At 72.9% G+C, this 15,694-nt stretch carries 14 protein-coding genes; 10 read left to right on the top strand and 4 right to left on the bottom strand.

Features of this window, described 5'->3' with window-relative positions; translation table 11 throughout:
* Positions 1–54 precede the first annotated feature (54 nt).
* Positions 55–1,395: an MDR family MFS transporter gene (locus BMY40_RS12780; RefSeq protein WP_483883291.1), complete on the bottom strand. Its 1,341-nt coding sequence runs from the start codon at positions 1,393–1,395 to the stop codon at positions 55–57.
* A 192-nt stretch (positions 1,396–1,587) separates the two neighbouring features.
* On the opposite strand from BMY40_RS12780, the gene BMY40_RS12785 reads away from it, so the two are divergent.
* The 3 genes from BMY40_RS12785 (at position 1,588) to BMY40_RS12795 (ending at position 4,730) form a co-directional block, all read left to right on the top strand.
* The gene (locus BMY40_RS12785; RefSeq protein WP_093658813.1) at positions 1,588–2,346 is read left to right on the top strand and encodes a phosphoglyceromutase; all 759 of its coding nucleotides are present in this window, start codon (positions 1,588–1,590) and stop codon (positions 2,344–2,346) included.
* A gap of 167 nt (positions 2,347–2,513) precedes the next feature.
* The gene (locus BMY40_RS12790) at positions 2,514–2,804 is read left to right on the top strand and encodes a hypothetical protein (protein WP_093658815.1); all 291 of its coding nucleotides are present in this window, start codon (positions 2,514–2,516) and stop codon (positions 2,802–2,804) included.
* A gap of 687 nt (positions 2,805–3,491) precedes the next feature.
* A complete protein-coding gene (locus BMY40_RS12795; RefSeq protein ID WP_245770052.1) occupies positions 3,492–4,730 on the top strand; it encodes an ABC transporter substrate-binding protein in 1,239 nt (412 codons plus the stop codon).
* A gap of 70 nt (positions 4,731–4,800) precedes the next feature.
* Here the strand turns inward: BMY40_RS12795 and BMY40_RS12800 are convergent, their stop codons facing one another.
* Entirely contained in the window at positions 4,801–5,556 is a 756-nt protein-coding gene (locus BMY40_RS12800; protein ID WP_093658819.1) for an OBAP family protein, read from the bottom strand.
* Positions 5,557–6,178: 622 nt separating this feature from the next.
* Complete coding sequence (gene phoU / locus BMY40_RS12805; RefSeq protein WP_093658821.1) at positions 6,179–6,889, bottom strand: phosphate signaling complex protein PhoU; 711 nt, start codon at positions 6,887–6,889, stop codon at positions 6,179–6,181.
* A gap of 227 nt (positions 6,890–7,116) precedes the next feature.
* Between phoU and BMY40_RS12810 the strand changes: the two genes are divergently transcribed.
* Both BMY40_RS12810 and phoP read left to right on the top strand, forming a co-directional pair.
* Positions 7,117–8,628 (top strand): sensor histidine kinase, encoded by a 1,512-nt coding sequence (locus tag BMY40_RS12810; protein WP_093658823.1) that lies wholly within the window; start codon positions 7,117–7,119, stop codon positions 8,626–8,628.
* A 5-nt stretch (positions 8,629–8,633) separates the two neighbouring features.
* Positions 8,634–9,305: a two-component system response regulator PhoP gene (gene phoP / locus BMY40_RS12815; RefSeq protein WP_481906815.1), complete on the top strand. Its 672-nt coding sequence runs from the start codon at positions 8,634–8,636 to the stop codon at positions 9,303–9,305.
* Between the two features lie 203 nt (positions 9,306–9,508).
* On the opposite strand, the gene BMY40_RS12820 is transcribed toward phoP, so the two are convergent.
* Entirely contained in the window at positions 9,509–10,201 is a 693-nt protein-coding gene (locus BMY40_RS12820; RefSeq protein ID WP_093658827.1) for a copper chaperone PCu(A)C domain-containing protein, read from the bottom strand.
* A 597-nt stretch (positions 10,202–10,798) separates the two neighbouring features.
* Between BMY40_RS12820 and BMY40_RS12830 the strand changes: the two genes are divergently transcribed.
* The 5 genes from BMY40_RS12830 to rlmB all read left to right on the top strand — a co-directional run bounded on the left by BMY40_RS12830 (position 10,799) and on the right by rlmB (position 15,615).
* Positions 10,799–11,281: a CarD family transcriptional regulator gene (locus tag BMY40_RS12830; protein ID WP_093658831.1), complete on the top strand. Its 483-nt coding sequence runs from the start codon at positions 10,799–10,801 to the stop codon at positions 11,279–11,281.
* A gap of 491 nt (positions 11,282–11,772) precedes the next feature.
* Positions 11,773–12,558 (top strand): 2-C-methyl-D-erythritol 4-phosphate cytidylyltransferase, encoded by a 786-nt coding sequence (gene ispD / locus BMY40_RS12835; RefSeq protein ID WP_093658833.1) that lies wholly within the window; start codon positions 11,773–11,775, stop codon positions 12,556–12,558.
* The gene (gene ispF, locus BMY40_RS12840; RefSeq protein WP_093658835.1) at positions 12,548–13,051 is read left to right on the top strand and encodes a 2-C-methyl-D-erythritol 2,4-cyclodiphosphate synthase; all 504 of its coding nucleotides are present in this window, start codon (positions 12,548–12,550) and stop codon (positions 13,049–13,051) included. The genes ispD and ispF overlap by 11 nt, the downstream gene beginning before the upstream one ends.
* Before the next feature lie 85 nt (positions 13,052–13,136).
* A complete protein-coding gene (cysS, locus tag BMY40_RS12845) occupies positions 13,137–14,549 on the top strand; it encodes a cysteine--tRNA ligase (RefSeq protein WP_093658837.1) in 1,413 nt (470 codons plus the stop codon).
* Positions 14,550–14,664: 115 nt separating this feature from the next.
* Complete coding sequence (gene rlmB, locus BMY40_RS12850; RefSeq protein ID WP_093658839.1) at positions 14,665–15,615, top strand: 23S rRNA (guanosine(2251)-2'-O)-methyltransferase RlmB; 951 nt, start codon at positions 14,665–14,667, stop codon at positions 15,613–15,615.
* The last annotated feature ends 79 nt before the right edge of the window (positions 15,616–15,694 follow it).

Here is a 15,694-nt window from a genome sequence, read left to right on the forward strand (position 1 = left end):
GTCCGCCTGCGGACGGCGGCGCGTCGCCGCGGGCTGCCGGGCAGAGCATCCTCTTCACCGGCCCGCGGCCGAACCGACCCCGTCCGCCACCGCCCCGGAGCCGCCCTCCGCCGCCGTCGCGGCCTCGGCGGTCGTCTCCGCGGCCTCGCCGTCCCGCCGGGCCGCGGCCCGCACCAGCAGCACGTAACCCGCCGCCGCGACCGCGCCCACCGCCGCCGAGGCCGCCCACAGCGTCCCCGCCCCCCAGCGGTCGATCACGGACCCGGCCGCCAGCGGCGCGACCAGCGCGGCGAGCGACCAGGAAAGCGTGTACACCCCCTGGTACCGCCCTCGTCCGTGCACCGGGGACAGCCGCGCCACCAGCCCCGTCTGGACGGGCGCGTTGACGATCTCGCCGAGCGTCCAGACGCAGATGACCAGCGCGTACGCCACCGTCGACCCGGCGAACGCCGTCAGCCCCATCCCGCCTCCGACCAGCAGCGAGGAGGCCACCAGCAGCCGGGCCGGGTCGCGGCGCTCGATGAGACGGGTGACGGGGATCTGGAGGACGACGATCAGCACGCCGTTCGCCGCGATGGCCAGCCCGTAGTCGGAGCTGCTCAGCCCCTTGGCCGCCATGTCCAGCGGCAGCGCCACGTACGTCTGCGTGAACAGCACGGACACCAGGAAGCTCAGTCCCACCACGGCCATGAACGGCCCGTCCCGCAGCACGTCCCCCAGGGAGACCCCGCCCGCGCCCTTCCCGCTCTTCCCCTCCTCGCCGCTCGTCCGGGCGCGCCCGGCCACCGCCCCCGCGCCTGTCCCCGCCTTCCCGTCCGTCCCCGTCTCCGGCCGGGACTCCGGCAGCTTGACGAAGACGAGCACCGCGCACACCAGCGTCAGCGCCGCCTCACCGAGGAACAGCAGGAGGTAGCCGTGCTCGGCGATCAGCCCGGCGGCGGAGGCCGAGACGGCGAAACCGAGGTTGATGGCCCAGTAGTTGAGCGAGAACGCCCGCATCCGGTCCTCGGGCGCCACGATGTCGGCGATCATCGCCTGCACCGCCGGACGCGACGCGTTGCTCGTGGCACCGACGGCGAAGGCGGCCGCCGCGATGGCCACCGGCTGCTCCATGAAGCCCAGCAGCGCCACCGAGAACGCCGTACCGAGCTGCGAGGCCAGCAGCGTGGGGCGCCGCCCCAGCCGGTCGGCCAGCACCCCGGCCCCGACGGAGGAGGCCACCCCGCCCAGCCCGTACAGCGCGGCGACGAGACCGGCGTACGTCGCCGAGTGGCCGCGCTCGACGGTCAGGTACATCGCCAGGAAGGTGGCGACGAAGCCACCGAGCCGGTTGACCAGCGTGCTGGTCCACAGCCACCAGAACGCTCGGGGCAGTCCCGACACACTTCGCACCACGGCACGCCTCCCGCGACCTGCCGGCCTGTAACGGCCGTCCCTGGAGCACGCACGTTACGAACACCCGCTCCCGCCCCTCCACCGAATTGACGCGGACCGTCAACCGGCGGCCCCCGTGCACCCCGCCGGGCCCGTGTCTCGCCAGTCGGCCGCCCCCGGCCCGCCCACCGGGCGTCGATTAGGCTCGGGCCCATGGCCGACGCACCGTACAAGCTGATCCTCCTCCGCCACGGCGAGAGCGAGTGGAACGCGAAGAACCTGTTCACCGGCTGGGTGGACGTCAATCTGACCGAGAAGGGCGAGAAGGAGGCGGCCCGCGGCGGTGAGCTGCTCAAGGACGCCGGCCTGCTCCCCGACGTCGTGCACACCTCCGTCCAGAAGCGCGCCATCCGCACCGCGCAGCTCGCCCTGGAGGCCGCCGACCGCCTCTGGATCCCCGTCCGCCGCTCCTGGCGCCTCAACGAGCGCCACTACGGCGCGCTCCAGGGCAAGAACAAGGCGCAGATCCGCGACGAGTTCGGCGAAGAGCAGTTCATGCAGTGGCGCCGCTCCTACGACGTCCCGCCGCCGGTCCTGGAAGACGGCGCCGAGTGGTCGCAGAGCGACGACCCGCGCTACGCGATGATCCCCAGCGAGCTGCGTCCGCGCACCGAGTGCCTCAAGGACGTGGTGATCCGGATGATGCCGTACTGGTACGACTCGATCGTCCCGGACCTGCTCACCGGCCGCACCGTCCTGATCGCCGCGCACGGCAACAGCCTCCGCGCACTGGTCAAGCACCTCGACGGCATCTCCGACGCCGACATCGCGGGCCTGAACATCCCCACCGGCATCCCGCTCTCCTACGACCTGGACGCCGACTTCCACCCGGTCAACCCGGGCGGCACCTACCTCGACCCGGACGCGGCCAAGGCCGCCATCGAGGCCGTGAAGAACCAGGGCAAGAAGTAGCAGTCCGACGGCACGAACGGGCCCCTGCCGGCGACTCCGCCGCCGGCAGGGGCTCGTCGCCGTTCCGCGCAGCGGCTCCCGTCCGTAGCCGCCGCACCGCCCCCACCAACCCCGTCGTCCTGGCGACATCCGCTCGGAAAGTGCGGGAAAGCTGCGATCGTCGCCGTATGGCAGAAGCGCGGCTCCCGGCGGGTTGGACGCTCCAGCGGATCCGGGACGTCTCCGGGGACCGGGAGGCGGTCGCGCTCCACACCGCCCGGAGCGTGACGTGGTGCGGCTCCGCGGGGGCCGATGCCGACGAGGAGGTGCGGCCCGACATCGTGCTGGGATTCCACGGCCTGTGCCTGGTGAAACCCGTCGATGACGAGGACTGGTACATGGGTTGCCTCAACGACGACGGCAGTGCCGACTGCTGGAGCGTCTACGGAGACCTCTCCGAGGCCCTGCACGGGCTGTAGCCCGTGACAACCGGAGCCGGGCGGTGCCCGGGGCCGCGCAACGCACCGATGCCACGCGGTGGTTCTCCACCGCGTCGCATCGATCGGCCCGTCACATGGGTGAACCTACGGGGCGGGCTCCCTGCGCCGGCATTGTCCGGATCAGGTTGTGGAGGTCGCCTTCCGGTGTCGCCACCTTCCGGCCTCTCAGCCCGACCGTCGACGTCGGCCTCAGCGGAAGCCGGAGCTTTCCGCCCAAGTCGGCTACTCCGGTCGAACTCCCTCGCTCGTCCCGTAGGTCCAATTCCACGGTAACTCTCCCGTGCTGAATCGGAAGGGGTGGAAGGCGGTTTTTTCCACCTTCTGTCCGTTCGTCGGAGCCGGGGCCGTGGCGGGGCCCGGACGCGGGGCGGGCCGGAGCCCTTCGCCGGCCCGCCGTCCCGCCGCCCTCCGGGCGGGGATCCGCGGGCTCGGACTCGTTTGCGTATCGGTCCGCTCGACAGGGTGGTCGAGGTGCGGACCGAGCGTTACTTTTCAGCCACCCTGCGGTGGCTTCCAGGGGGTGCCGCGCTCCGGCTTCCGAATCGGTTGCAGGCGTGGTTCTCAGCGAACGCCGACCCAGGAGCAGTACCGGTTAAGTAAGGGGTGGCACGGATGCGGAGAAGACGGTTCCTGGGCTTGGCTTCGGGGGTGGCCGGATCTGTCGCATTGACGGCGACCGGGTGCGGCAGCGGAGGCGGGGCGTCCCGCACCGGTGACGTCACCCTGACGATGGTCGCGTCGGATCACGGAGACCTGGAGGGCAACGACCTCACCCAGGACTACTGGGACGGGGTGGTCGCCTCGTTCGAGAAGAAGAACCCCGGCATCAAGGTGAACGTCTCCGTCCACGCCTCGGGGAAGGCCGAGCAGAAGGTCGCGGAGATGATCGGGAACGGACAGGCCCCCGATCTGGCGCAGATCGACTCCTTCGCCGACCACGCGGCCGCAGGGCGGCTCTACCGGGCCGACGACGTGCTGTCCATCCCCGTCCAGGCCGACTTCGTCCCCGCGCTCAGCACGGCGGGCGAGCTGCGCCGCGTGCGGTACGCGATGCCCTTCACCGCCGACATCCAGCTCCTCTTCTACAACCGCGGCCTCTTCGCCGAGGCCGGCCTGGACCCGGAGAAGCCGCCGCGGAGCTGGGAGGAGCTGAAGCAGGCCGCCGTCGCGCTCAAGGCGATCGGCGTGGACGTGCCCTACGGACTGCCGCTCGGCAGCGAGGAGGCGCCCACCGAGGCCATGACCTGGATGCTGGGCAACGGCGGCGGCTACACCGGCGACGGCGGTATGTACGCCATCAACGCCCCCGCCAACATCCAGGCGATGGGGTGGCTCCGAGACGAGCTCGTCGACCAGGGCCTGACCACGTCCAACCCCGCCGTCACCAACCGCCAGGGGCTGTTCAACCTGTTCACGGGCGGGCACGTCGGAATGCTCAACGGGGACCTGTCGCTGACGCGGCAGGCCGACCGCAAGAAGACCGACTACGGGACGGCCCCGCTGCCCGGCCGCGACGGGCTCTCGGACACCACCACCGGGTCCGCGGGCTGGATGCTCGCCTTCCGCCGGGAGGGCAACCGGGAGGCGGTCGCCGCCTTCCTCGACCATGTCTACGACGTGGAGAACCAGTTCGCCTTCGCCGACCGCTACCACACCCTGCCGGTCACGGTGTCCGCCTCGGAGCAGATGCGCGGCGACAAGCGGCACAAGCGGATGCGGCCGTTCCTGGACCGGCTCGGAGCCGCGGAGTTCTTCCCGTCCAACAAGGTGTCCTGGGCCAGGGTCAGCCGGGAGATCGGCCTCTACGTCGGCCAGTCGGTACTGGCCGACGGCGATCCGGCCGCCGTGCTCGGCACCCTCCAGCGCACGGCGGAGAAGGAGGAGGAGGCGGCCAAGGAGCTGTGACGGGCCGCTCCGCGCAGTGAGGCGGTGAGGCGGTGGGGCGGTGGGGCGGCCTGACGGCGGTACGCCGGGGTCAGGACGCGGCGCCTCCGCCGTCGGGTGCCGCGTGGACGTCCCTGACGCCGGGGACGGGTGTGGTGCCGGAGAAGTCGTCCTTCATCGCGTCGACGCCCCACTGCGGACGGGCCAGGTCGAGGAAGGACTGCCGGGCGGCCCGGTTGGCCTCGGTGTCCAGGCCCATGGCCCGGTCGCGGTCGCGCTTGAGGTCCTCGTCGCACTCGCCCTCGCGGTTGAAGGACCACATGAGCCGGGGGTCTCCGTAGGGGAGGTCCATGCCCGCGCCGTGGCCGTGGCCGTGGCCGCTGGTGTGCCAGGTGTGCCAGGTCTTGCCGTAGGAGTTGACCAGCTGCTTCATGAGCGCCGTCTCGGCGGACCGGGGGAGCCCGGGGGCGGCGAGCTGTCCGGAGAACACCTCGAAGTTGTGCGGGTGCCAGTAGGCCCTCTCCTCCTCGGGCAGGGTGTCGAACAGCCGCTCGGAGACGATGTACTCGATGCCGATCAGGTTCGCTTCCCCGGTGTTGCCGTCGAACAGGACGCACTGCAGCAGATCGTCGTTGACCACGCGGCAGTAGTGGTGGGCCTCCATCTGGGAGTCCGGTTCGCCCTTGGCGCAGTGGAAGCCGACGACGTAGACGTCGAAGCCCTTGAGCGGTGTCGCGGACTGGAGCAGGTTCGAGCCCTGTTCCAGGGCCGCGAGCCAGGCGCCCTTGTCCCGTCCGGCCGGGGTGGCGCCGGTCATGCGGTCCTTGATCCTCGGGTTGGGGCCCATCTGCGGTGCCTCCGTCGTGTCGGCGTCGCTGTCGGGGGAGCCGGCCGGAGCCGGACCCGCGCGATGCCGCGGTGGCCCGGCGGGCTCCGGGACTCCGTGACGACTACCCCGCCGCCCGCATCCCTCACCCGACGGCACGGCCCCCGGGCCCGTACGGCGGCGGAGGTACGCGGGCGGTACGCGGGCGGTACGCGACGGGGCCCGGCCGGTGGTCCGGCCGGGCCCCGTTCCGGCGTGCGGCGCCGGCGCGGGTGTACGCGCCGGCAGGCGTTCCGAGGGTCAGCAGTTCCCGCCGCACTGGCAGGAGCCGCCGGACTGGCAGCCGCACGAGCACCCCGATCCGCAGCCGCAGGCCCCCGGTACGGGCAGCGAGGGCCTCTCGCCGGAGCGCTCGGCCGTGGTGGGTGGAGTCGGGAAGTCCGCCATGAGTGCCTCCTCCGCGTCTCGCCGGCTGTCGCCGGCTCGTCTCGCCACCCATTGACGGCCCGCACAGCCGAGCGCGTCAACGGCGCGCGGGGGCACGTACCGCGTGCTCACGGGCCCGGGGCGCATCGGCCCGGGCGGCAGGCGCTCCGCGCCCTCCGCGCGCCCCGGCCCCCGCCCCGGGGCCCACCGTCCGCGGTCACGCGTCCCCGGCCGGAGCCTCCTCGGCGGTGGCCGCGGCGGTCGCGGCGGCGGCCGGGTCCACCTCGTCCGCGTAGTCGCCGGTGACCAGGTAGACGACGCGGCGCGCGACCGAGACCGCGTGGTCGGCGAAGCGCTCGTAGTAGCGGCCCAGCAGGGTGACGTCCACGGCCGTCTCGATGCCGTGCTTCCAGCGGTCGTCCATCAGGTGCTGGAAGAGGGTGCGGTGCAGGAGGTCCATCGCGTCGTCGTCCTGCTCCAGCTGGAGCGCCAGGTCGACGTCCTTGGTGATCAGGATCTCGCCCGTCTTCGCCATCAGGCGCTGCGCGAGCTGGCCCATCTCCAGGATGGTCGCGTGCAGGTCGCGCGGCACCGCCGACTCGGGGTAGCGCAGCCGGGCCACCTTGGCGACGTGCTGGGCCAGGTCGCCGGAGCGCTCCAGGTCGGCGCTCATCCGCAGCGAGGTGACGACGATCCGCAGGTCGGTGGCGACCGGCTGCTGCCGGGCCAGCAGGTTTATGGCCTTGGTCTCCAGGTCCCGCTGGAGGGTGTCCACCTTCTCGTCCGCTGCGATCACGCTCTCGGCGAGATTGAGGTCCGCGTCCAGCATCGCCGTGGTGGCGCGGCCGATCGCGGAGCCGACGAGCCGGGCCATCTCGACCAGGCTGTCGCCGATCGAGTCCAGCTCCTCGTGGTACGCGTCCCGCATGACTTTCCTTCCCCTCGCATGACGTGACCGTAGGGCCCGGTGCCTTCCGCGAAGAGTGCGCGGGGCCCCGGTTCTCCCCTACGCTCCCACGTTCTGTCCGAAACACGTCCGGTTCCGCCCGACCAAGTGAACCAGCACCGACACCGACGTGAACTCTCGGAGACGTCTGTTCGAGCAGGTGCCCGAACGGCTGGGGCGGTCTTCCGGGGCCCGCATAACCTGGACGCATGGACGTGAACGCGGCGGTCGCCGCAGTGGCAGCGATCGCCGGGGTGTGCACCGGCGTGTTCGCGATGCTCGCGTTCCGCTGGAGCGAACGAGAGCAGGCCCGTCCCACGCGCAGCTCGCTGCACACCGAGGCGGTGCTGCCGCCCGGAGTGGACACCGTGCTGTCCGTGCTGCGCTCCTCCGCCGTGGTGCTCGACGAGGCCGACGCCGTCGTCAAGGCCAGCTCGGCCGCGTACGCCCTCGGGCTGGTGCGCGGCGGGAGGCTCGCGGTGGAGCCGATGCTCAAGATGGCCCGCGACACCCGCCGCGACGGTGAGATCCGCCAGGTCGAGCTGGACCTGCCGCGCCGCGGGACGGGCCGGGGCGAGGCCCTGGCGGTCTCCGCGAGAGTGGCGCCCCTGGGCTCCCGGCTGGTGCTGCTGCTGGTCGAGGACCTGACCGAGGCCCGCCGCATAGAGGCGGTGCGGCGCGACTTCGTGGCGAACGTCAGCCACGAGCTGAAGACCCCGGTCGGCGCGCTGTCGCTGCTGTCGGAGGCCGTGATGGACGCCTCCGACGACCCGGAGGCGGTGGAGCGCTTCGCCGGGCGCATGCAGACCGAGGCGACCCGACTGACCAACCTCGTCCAGGAGCTGATCGACCTCTCCCGGGTGCAGAACGACAACCCGCTGGAGGACTCCGAACCGGTCCGGGTGGACGAGCTGGTGGCCGAGGCCATCGACCGCTGCCGCCAGGCGGCGGGCGTCAAGCAGATCACCATGGCCACCGGCGGCACCGCCGACCTGCACGTGTGGGGCAACCGCGGCCAGCTCGCGGCGGCGCTGGGCAACCTGGTGGAGAACGCGGTGAACTACTCCCCGGCCCGCACCCGGGTGGGCATCGCCGGACGCCGGGTCGCCGCCCCGGGCGGGGACATGATCGAGATCGCGGTGACCGACCAGGGCATCGGCATCTCGGACAAGGACAAGGACCGGATCTTCGAGCGGTTCTACCGCGTCGACCCGGCCCGCTCCCGGGCCACCGGAGGCACCGGCCTGGGTCTGGCCATCGTCAAGCACGTGGCCGCCTCGCACGGCGGGGAGGTCACGGTGTGGAGCGCGGAGGGCCAGGGCTCCACCTTCACCCTGCGCCTGCCGGAGGCCGCCAGCGCGCGCGAGCGTGCCGAAGCCCGGAGGCTGGAGAGGGAGCGGGCCGGCGGCGCGCTGCGCGAGCCGGCGGAATTCGACGACGGCGACCCCGATGACGACGGCGACGACGTGCACAGAACCGGCCCCGGCCCGGACCGCCCGGCCGCCGCCGACCTGGCCGATTCCGACGACCTGGTCGATGCCGACACCCCCGACGACCCCGCGTACGGCAGCCCGTACGGCGCGGGCGACGGCCCCGTGCCTCCGTACGGGGTCTCCCACCGGACCCCCACCAAGCCCCGCGGTCTTCCCCGCGGGACCCACCGAACCCCCCACGACTCCACCGATCACCACCCTGATCCCGCCCCGGAGGTCCTCCCGTGACCCGAGTGCTCGTCGTCGAGGACGAGGAATCGTTCAGCGACGCACTGTCGTACATGCTGCGCAAGGAAGGTTTCGAGGTGGCCATCGCGGCCACCGGCCCGGACGGGCTGGAGGAGTTCGAGCGCAACGGCGCCGATCTGGTGCTGCTCGACCTGATGCTGCCGGGACTGCCCGGCACCGAGGTGTGCCGCCAGCTCCGCGGCCGCTCGAACGTGCCGGTCATCATGGTGACCGCCAAGGACAGTGAGATCGACAAGGTCGTCGGCCTGGAGATAGGGGCCGACGACTACGTGACCAAGCCCTTCTCCTCCCGCGAGCTGGTGGCCCGCATCCGGGCCGTGCTGCGGCGGCGCGGCGAGCCGGAGGAGGCCGCCCCGCAGGCGCTGGAGGCCGGACCGGTGCGGATGGACGTGGACCGGCACGTGGTGACGGTCTCCGGCGCCAAGGTCGACCTGCCGCTGAAGGAGTTCGACCTGCTGGAGATGCTGCTGCGCAACGCCGGGCGCGTGCTGACCCGCATGCAGCTCATCGACCGGGTCTGGGGCGCGGACTACGTCGGCGACACCAAGACGCTGGACGTGCACGTCAAGCGGCTGCGTGCCAAGATCGAGCCGGACCCGAGCGCGCCCCGCTACCTGGTGACGGTGCGGGGGCTGGGCTACAAGTTCGAGCCGTGACGGGTCCGTGACGGGCCGGTGAAGGGGCCCGTGACCGGCTCACGGAGGGACCCCGCGGGTCCCGCCGCGCCCGGGATCCGGCGCGGCGGCGGCCTGCGCGGTGCGACGCGGGTGGGGGCCGCTCCCCGATCAGGAGCGGCCCCCACCCGCGTCCGTGCCCCGGGCGGCCTTCGCACGCCGGCCGGGGCGGGGCCTGACGGGGGTCACTGCCCTCCGGTGTCCTCGGTGCCGCCGTCCTCCTGGGAGTTGCCGATCTCGCCCTGGGTGTCGTCGTCGCCGCTGTCGTTGGCGCCCTCGTCCTGGCCGTCCGGGTCGTCCTCCTCGGGGGCGCCCGGGGTCTGGGTCGGGGAGGCGTCCGGGTCGGGCAGGCCGGACTCGGTCGGCGCCGGGGCGCCGCTGGGACCGAAGTCCTTCCAGGTGCCCGCGGCCGGGACCACGGTGGCGCGCAGCTCCACCCGGCCGGTCGAGCTGAGCTCGAAGACCAGCGGCTGGGCGTTGCCGGCCTCGATGCCGGCCTGCTCGGGGTCGTCGATGATCGCGGAGGCGTTGCCCTCGCCGCCGAGCGCCAGGGAGCCGCCCGCGGGGACGGTCAGCTCCTGCTCGCCCTCGGCCGGGCTCAGCTCCACGCGCTGCCCGTCCACCGTGATGGACTCCAGCGTCTGGTCCTCGGTGCCGCCGTTGAAGATGCGCGCCGAGACGGAGGCGGGGCCGGAGCCCTCCTCGGAGGTGACGACGTTGACGTTCTGGACCTTGATGTCGTCGACCTCGGCCGAGGCGTTGTCGGGGTTGATGTTCAGGCTCTGCGCGTCCGGCCCGGCCCCGCAGGCGGTCAGGGACGCGATCGAGAGCGCGAGAGAGCTGGCGGCGAGGGCGCCGCGTCGAAGGCTGCTGCTCACGGCGGCGGCAACTCCTTGCGGGATGGATGGGTCTGTCGGCGGGCTCAGAGTACCGACCCCGCGAAACGCCCCCGCACCCGACCCGCCCCACAGCCCTCCGAGTGCCGCATCCGGCGCGGGCGCGAGGGGATCCCGGGCGGGGTGCGGGGAGGCGGGGAGGTTTCCGTGCGGGGCCGGGGGGCGGTGGGAGCCGGCGGGGGCGCGTTCCGCGGAATATCGACTGCACGTCCGTACGAACGATTACGAGCATTCCGGGGAAGTGCCGGTGAAGGAGGCGGGGAAGTTCGCCGGAAAACATCGCCCGGGGCCGTTCGCCCGTGCGCTGATCAATTCGCTTCCGGCCGTTCGACCGGATCAACGATACCGACAAAACGGACGTACAGGTGTTTCGGTCAAGCTCTGCGGAGCGCTTCCGCGTGCGATTCCCGCCCCGCGCAGACCCCCTCCGACCTGCGGATTCCTGCTCTCCGGGGGCCCGCGCAGCACGATCCGGGCGTTGTTGTCAAGCCCCGAGATATGCCCTGACCTGCGAAAACGCCATTCAGAAGAGGGCGTTCCCGTGTTACCCTGGATAGCCACGGAAGGGGTACCTGTCACATGACGTTCAAGGTTGGCGACACCGTGGTCTATCCCCATCACGGGGCCGCGCTGATCGAGGCTATCGAAACTCGCCAGATCAAAGGCGTGGACAAGACCTACTTGGTTCTGAAGGTCGCCCAGGGCGACCTGGAGGTGCGCGTCCCGGCGGAAAACGCGGAGCTCGTCGGCGTGCGTGACGTGGTCGGCCAGGACGGCCTCGACCGGGTCTTCGAGGTGCTCCGCGCGCCCTACGCCGAGGAGCCGACCAACTGGTCCCGCCGGTACAAGGCGAACCTGGAGAAGCTCGCCTCCGGCGATGTCATCAAGGTCGCCGAGGTCGTGCGCGACCTGTGGCGCCGGGAGCGCGAGCGCGGACTCTCCGCCGGTGAGAAGCGGATGCTCGCCAAGGCGCGCCAGATCCTGGTGAGCGAGCTGGCCCTCGCGGAGAACACCAACGAGGACAAGGCCGAGACGCTGCTGGACGAGGTCCTGGCGTCCTGAACCGGACGGCACCCGCCCGGACCGGCGGCCCCGGCGAGCCGGCGGTGACCGGTGCGGCGTACCGGACAAGGCCCGCCGCCCGTGTCCGGCCCCTGTGACGGACGTCCGCCGTCCGCCACCATCCGTCAGCAAGACATGCGGGATGTGAAGGCGACACATGTCGCAGCTCCGGCGGCCACCGGCCGGCGGACGCGAGGAGTGCCGCGGCGCCCCGGTGGCGACACGAGTCGTCGCCGGGCGCTGCGGCATGTCGGGGGAGCGCACACGGGTGTCCGTCGGGTTCTCCGGTGCGCGGGGCTGCCGGAACGCGGTTGTACGGGGTCGTACGGGCCGCCCGCGATACTCGGTGCCGGGCTGCCCGGTGCCGGAAGCGCCGGGCCCGGGCGGCTGCTCGACCGGTCGTCACGGAAGGGTCCGGTCGGGGCCTCGCACCCGGCACGCTGATTGCCATACCCACCTCCGCCGAGGAAACAAACCTGAACGGGCGACCAATGCCAGACGAAACCAGGCACGCAGAAGCGATCGACGGCGCGCCGTCCCCCCGCACCGCGGCGGTCATCCCCGCCGCGGGCCGCGGCGTACGGCTCGGCCGAGGCGCACCCAAGGCGCTGCGCCCGCTCGGCGGCACCCCGATGCTCGTCCACGCCGTCCGCGCGGTCGCCCGCGCCCGTACGGTCTCGCTCGTGGTCGTCGTGGCACCGCCCGACGGTGCCGCGGCCGTCCGCACGCTCCTGGACGAGCACCCCCTGCCCCAGGCCGCCGGCGACACCGACGTGATGGTCGTCACCGGCGGCGGCACACGGCAGGAGTCGGTCGCACGCGGGCTGGCGGCGCTGCCCGGCGACGTCGACACCGTCCTCGTCCACGACGCCGCCCGCCCGCTGGTCCCGGTGGAGACGGTGGAGGCCGTGGCCGCCGCCGTACGGGCCGGAGCGCCCGCCGTCGTCCCCGCGCTGCCCGTGGCCGACACCGTCAAGCAGATCGCGCCCGGCACGCCGGCCGGGGAGCCCGAGCCGGTCGTGGCCACCCCCGAGCGGTCCCTGCTGCGCGCCGTGCAGACCCCCCAGGGCTTCGACCGGACCGTCCTCGCCAAGGCCCACGCGGACGCACCGCGCGAGGGCGAGGGCGCCACCGACGACGCCGGGATGGTCGAGCGGCTGGGCGTGCCCGTGGTGCTGGTGCCCGGCCACGAGGAGGCCTTCAAGGTCACCCGCCCCCTGGACCTCGTGCTCGCCGAGGCCGTACTCGCCCGCCGGAGGGTCACCGATGGCTTCTGAGCGCGCCTCTTCCCCCGCCCTGCCGCTGGTCGGCATCGGCACGGACGTGCACGCCTTCGAGGAGGGCCGCGAACTGTGGTGCGCCGGCCTGCTGTGGGAGGGGGAGACGCACGGCCTGGCCGGGCACTCCGACGGCGACGTCGCCGCGCACGCCGCCTGCGACGCCCTCTTCTCGGCGGCCGGACTCGGCGACCTGGGCGCCCACTTCGGCACCGGCCGCCCCGAGTGGTCCGGTGCCGCGGGCACCGTGCTGCTGGCCGAGGCCGCCCGGATCGTCCGTGCCGAGGGCTTCGAGATCGGCAATGTGGCGATCCAGGTGATCGGTGTGCGGCCCAAGATCGGCAAGCGCCGCGCGGAGGCGCAGAAGGCGCTCTCGGAGGCGGCCGGCGCGCCCGTGTCCGTCTCCGGCACCACCACCGACGGCCTGGGCCTGACCGGCCGCGCCGAGGGACTGGCGGCCGTCGCCACGGCGCTGGTCGTGCGCCGCGCCTGACCCGGGCCCGCCCCGGAGCCCGGTCCGCGACCGGTCCGTGTCCGGCCCGCACCGCCCCCCTTGCGTTTCCGACTACCCTTGACCCGTGACTCTTCGCCTGTACGACACCAGCGCCCGGCAGATCCGTGACTTCACCCCGCTCGCACCGGGCCGCGTCTCGATCTACCTGTGCGGCGCGACCGTGCAGGCAGCCCCGCACATCGGTCACATCCGGTCGGGGCTGAACTTCGACATCATGCGCCGCTGGTTCACCCACCGCGGCTACGACGTGACGTTCGTCCGCAACGTCACGGACATCGACGACAAGATCATCGCCAAGTCCGCGGAGCAGGGCCGCCCCTGGTGGGCGATCGGCTACGCCAACGAGCGCGCCTTCGACGACGCCTACACCGCGCTGGGCTGCCTGCCGCCCACCTACGAGCCGCGCGCCACCGGCCACATCCCCGAGATGGTCGGGATGATGCGCGAGCTCATCGACCGCGGCCACGCCTACGCCGCCGACGGCAACGTCTACTTCGACGTGCGCTCCTTCCCCGGCTACCTCTCCCTGTCCAACCAGGACCTGGACGACCTGCGCCAGCCCTCCGGCGAGGGCGAGACCGGCAAGCGCGACCCCCGCGACTTCGCGATGTGGAAGGCCGCCCGGCCCGGCGAGCCGAGCTGGGAGACGCCCTGGGGCCCCGGCCGCCCGGGCTGGCACCTGGAGTGCTCGGCGATGGCCCACAAGTACCTGGGCCGCGCCTTCGACATCCACGGCGGCGGCGTCGACCTCGTCTTCCCGCACCACGAGAACGAGATCGCCCAGTCCAGGGCGTACGGCGACGACTTCGCCGCCTACTGGCTGCACAACGCCTGGGTGACGATGAGCGGCGAGAAGATGAGCAAGTCGCTGGGCAACTCGGTGCTGGTCTCGGAGATGGTCCGGCAGTGGCGGCCCATCGTGCTCCGCTACTACCTGGGCACCCCGCACTACCGCTCGACGATCGAGTACAGCGAGGACGCCCTGCGCGACGCCGAGGCCGCCTTCGGCCGCATCGAGGGCTTCGTCCAGCGGGCCGTGGAGCGGGCCGGTTCCGTGGAGCCGGCCGCCGAGGTGCCCGACGAGTTCGCGGCGGCCATGGACGACGACTTCGGCGTCCCGCAGGCGCTCGCCGTCGTCCACACCACAGTCCGGCAGGGCAACGCGGCCCTGGCCGAGGACGACAAGGACGCGGTGGCCGGCGCGCTGGCCGACGTGCGGGCGATGCTGGGAGTGCTCGGCCTCGACCCGCTCGACGCCCACTGGGCGGGCGGCGGCTCCGCCGGGCGCGGCGAGGAACTGACCTCGGTCGTGGACGCCCTGGTCGGGCTCGTGCTGGAGCAGCGTCAGGCGGCGCGCGCCCGCAAGGACTACGCGACCGCCGACGCCATCCGCGACCAGCTCCAGCGCTCCGGCCTGGTTATCGAGGACACCCCGTCCGGGCCGCGCTGGGAACTGGGCTCGCGCGACGCCCGCTGAGCCCGCGCGACCCGGAGCGCGGCCTCGAACCGCCCCCGCCCGCCCACCCGTTCCACCGAACTCCATCGAACTCCACCGAGTTCCACCGAGCAGCAAGAAGAGATGAGTGATCCCGATGGCCGGGAACAGCCAGCGCCCGAACCGCCGTACGTCCAACAAGAAGGGCGCGCAGGTCGGCAGTGGCGGCAAGCGGCGCCGCGGCCTCGAGGGCAAGGGCCCCACGCCGCCCGCCGAGATGCGCAAGGGCCACGTCAAGAACCGCATCGCCGGCGCCAAGGCCCGCCAGTCCGCCCGCCGCCCCGCGGCCCGGCGCGGCGGCAAGGGCACCTCCGAACTGGTCGTCGGCCGCAACCCGGTGGTCGAGGCGCTGCGCGAGGGCGTGCCCGCGAGCACGCTGTACGTGCAGCAGTTCATCGACAACGACGAGCGCGTGCGCGAGGCCCTCAAGCTCGCCGCCGACCGCGGCGGCATCCATCTGATGGAGGCCCCGCGCCCCGAGCTGGACCGGATGACGAACGGCCTCAACCACCAGGGCCTGGTCCTCCAGATCCCGCCCTACGAGTACGCCCACCCCGAGGACCTGTCCGCGGCCGCCTACGACGACGGCGAGGACCCGCTGATCGTCGCGCTCGACGGCGTCACCGACCCGCGCAACCTGGGCGCGGTGGTCCGCTCCGTCGCCGCCTTCGGCGGCCACGGCGTGGTCGTCCCCGAGCGCCGCGCGGCCGGCATGACCGCGGGCGCCTGGAAGACATCGGCCGGCACCGCCGCCCGCACCCCGGTCGCCCGGGCCACCAACCTCACCCGCGCCCTGGAGGCGTACCAGAAGGAGGGCCTGTTCGTGGTCGGCCTGGCCGCCGACGGCGAGGCCGAGATCCAGGACGTGGCCGCGCTCGACGGCCCGCTGGTGATCGTGGTCGGCAGCGAGGGCAAGGGCCTGTCCCGGCTGGTCGGCGAGACCTGCGACATGCGGGTGCGCATCCCGATGCCGGGCGGCGCCGAATCCCTCAACGCCGGTGTCGCCGCGGGCGTGGCCCTCTACGAGGCCGCCCGCCGCCGCGCGTGACCCCGCGCCCGCCCGGGCCTTGACGGACCCCCGACAGATCGGGACCGTCAAGGCAGTGTCCTATGCGTCCGTCACTCGG

The sequence above is a fragment of the Streptomyces radiopugnans genome, assembly GCF_900110735.1.
Classification (GTDB): Bacteria; Actinomycetota; Actinomycetes; order Streptomycetales; family Streptomycetaceae; genus Streptomyces; species Streptomyces radiopugnans.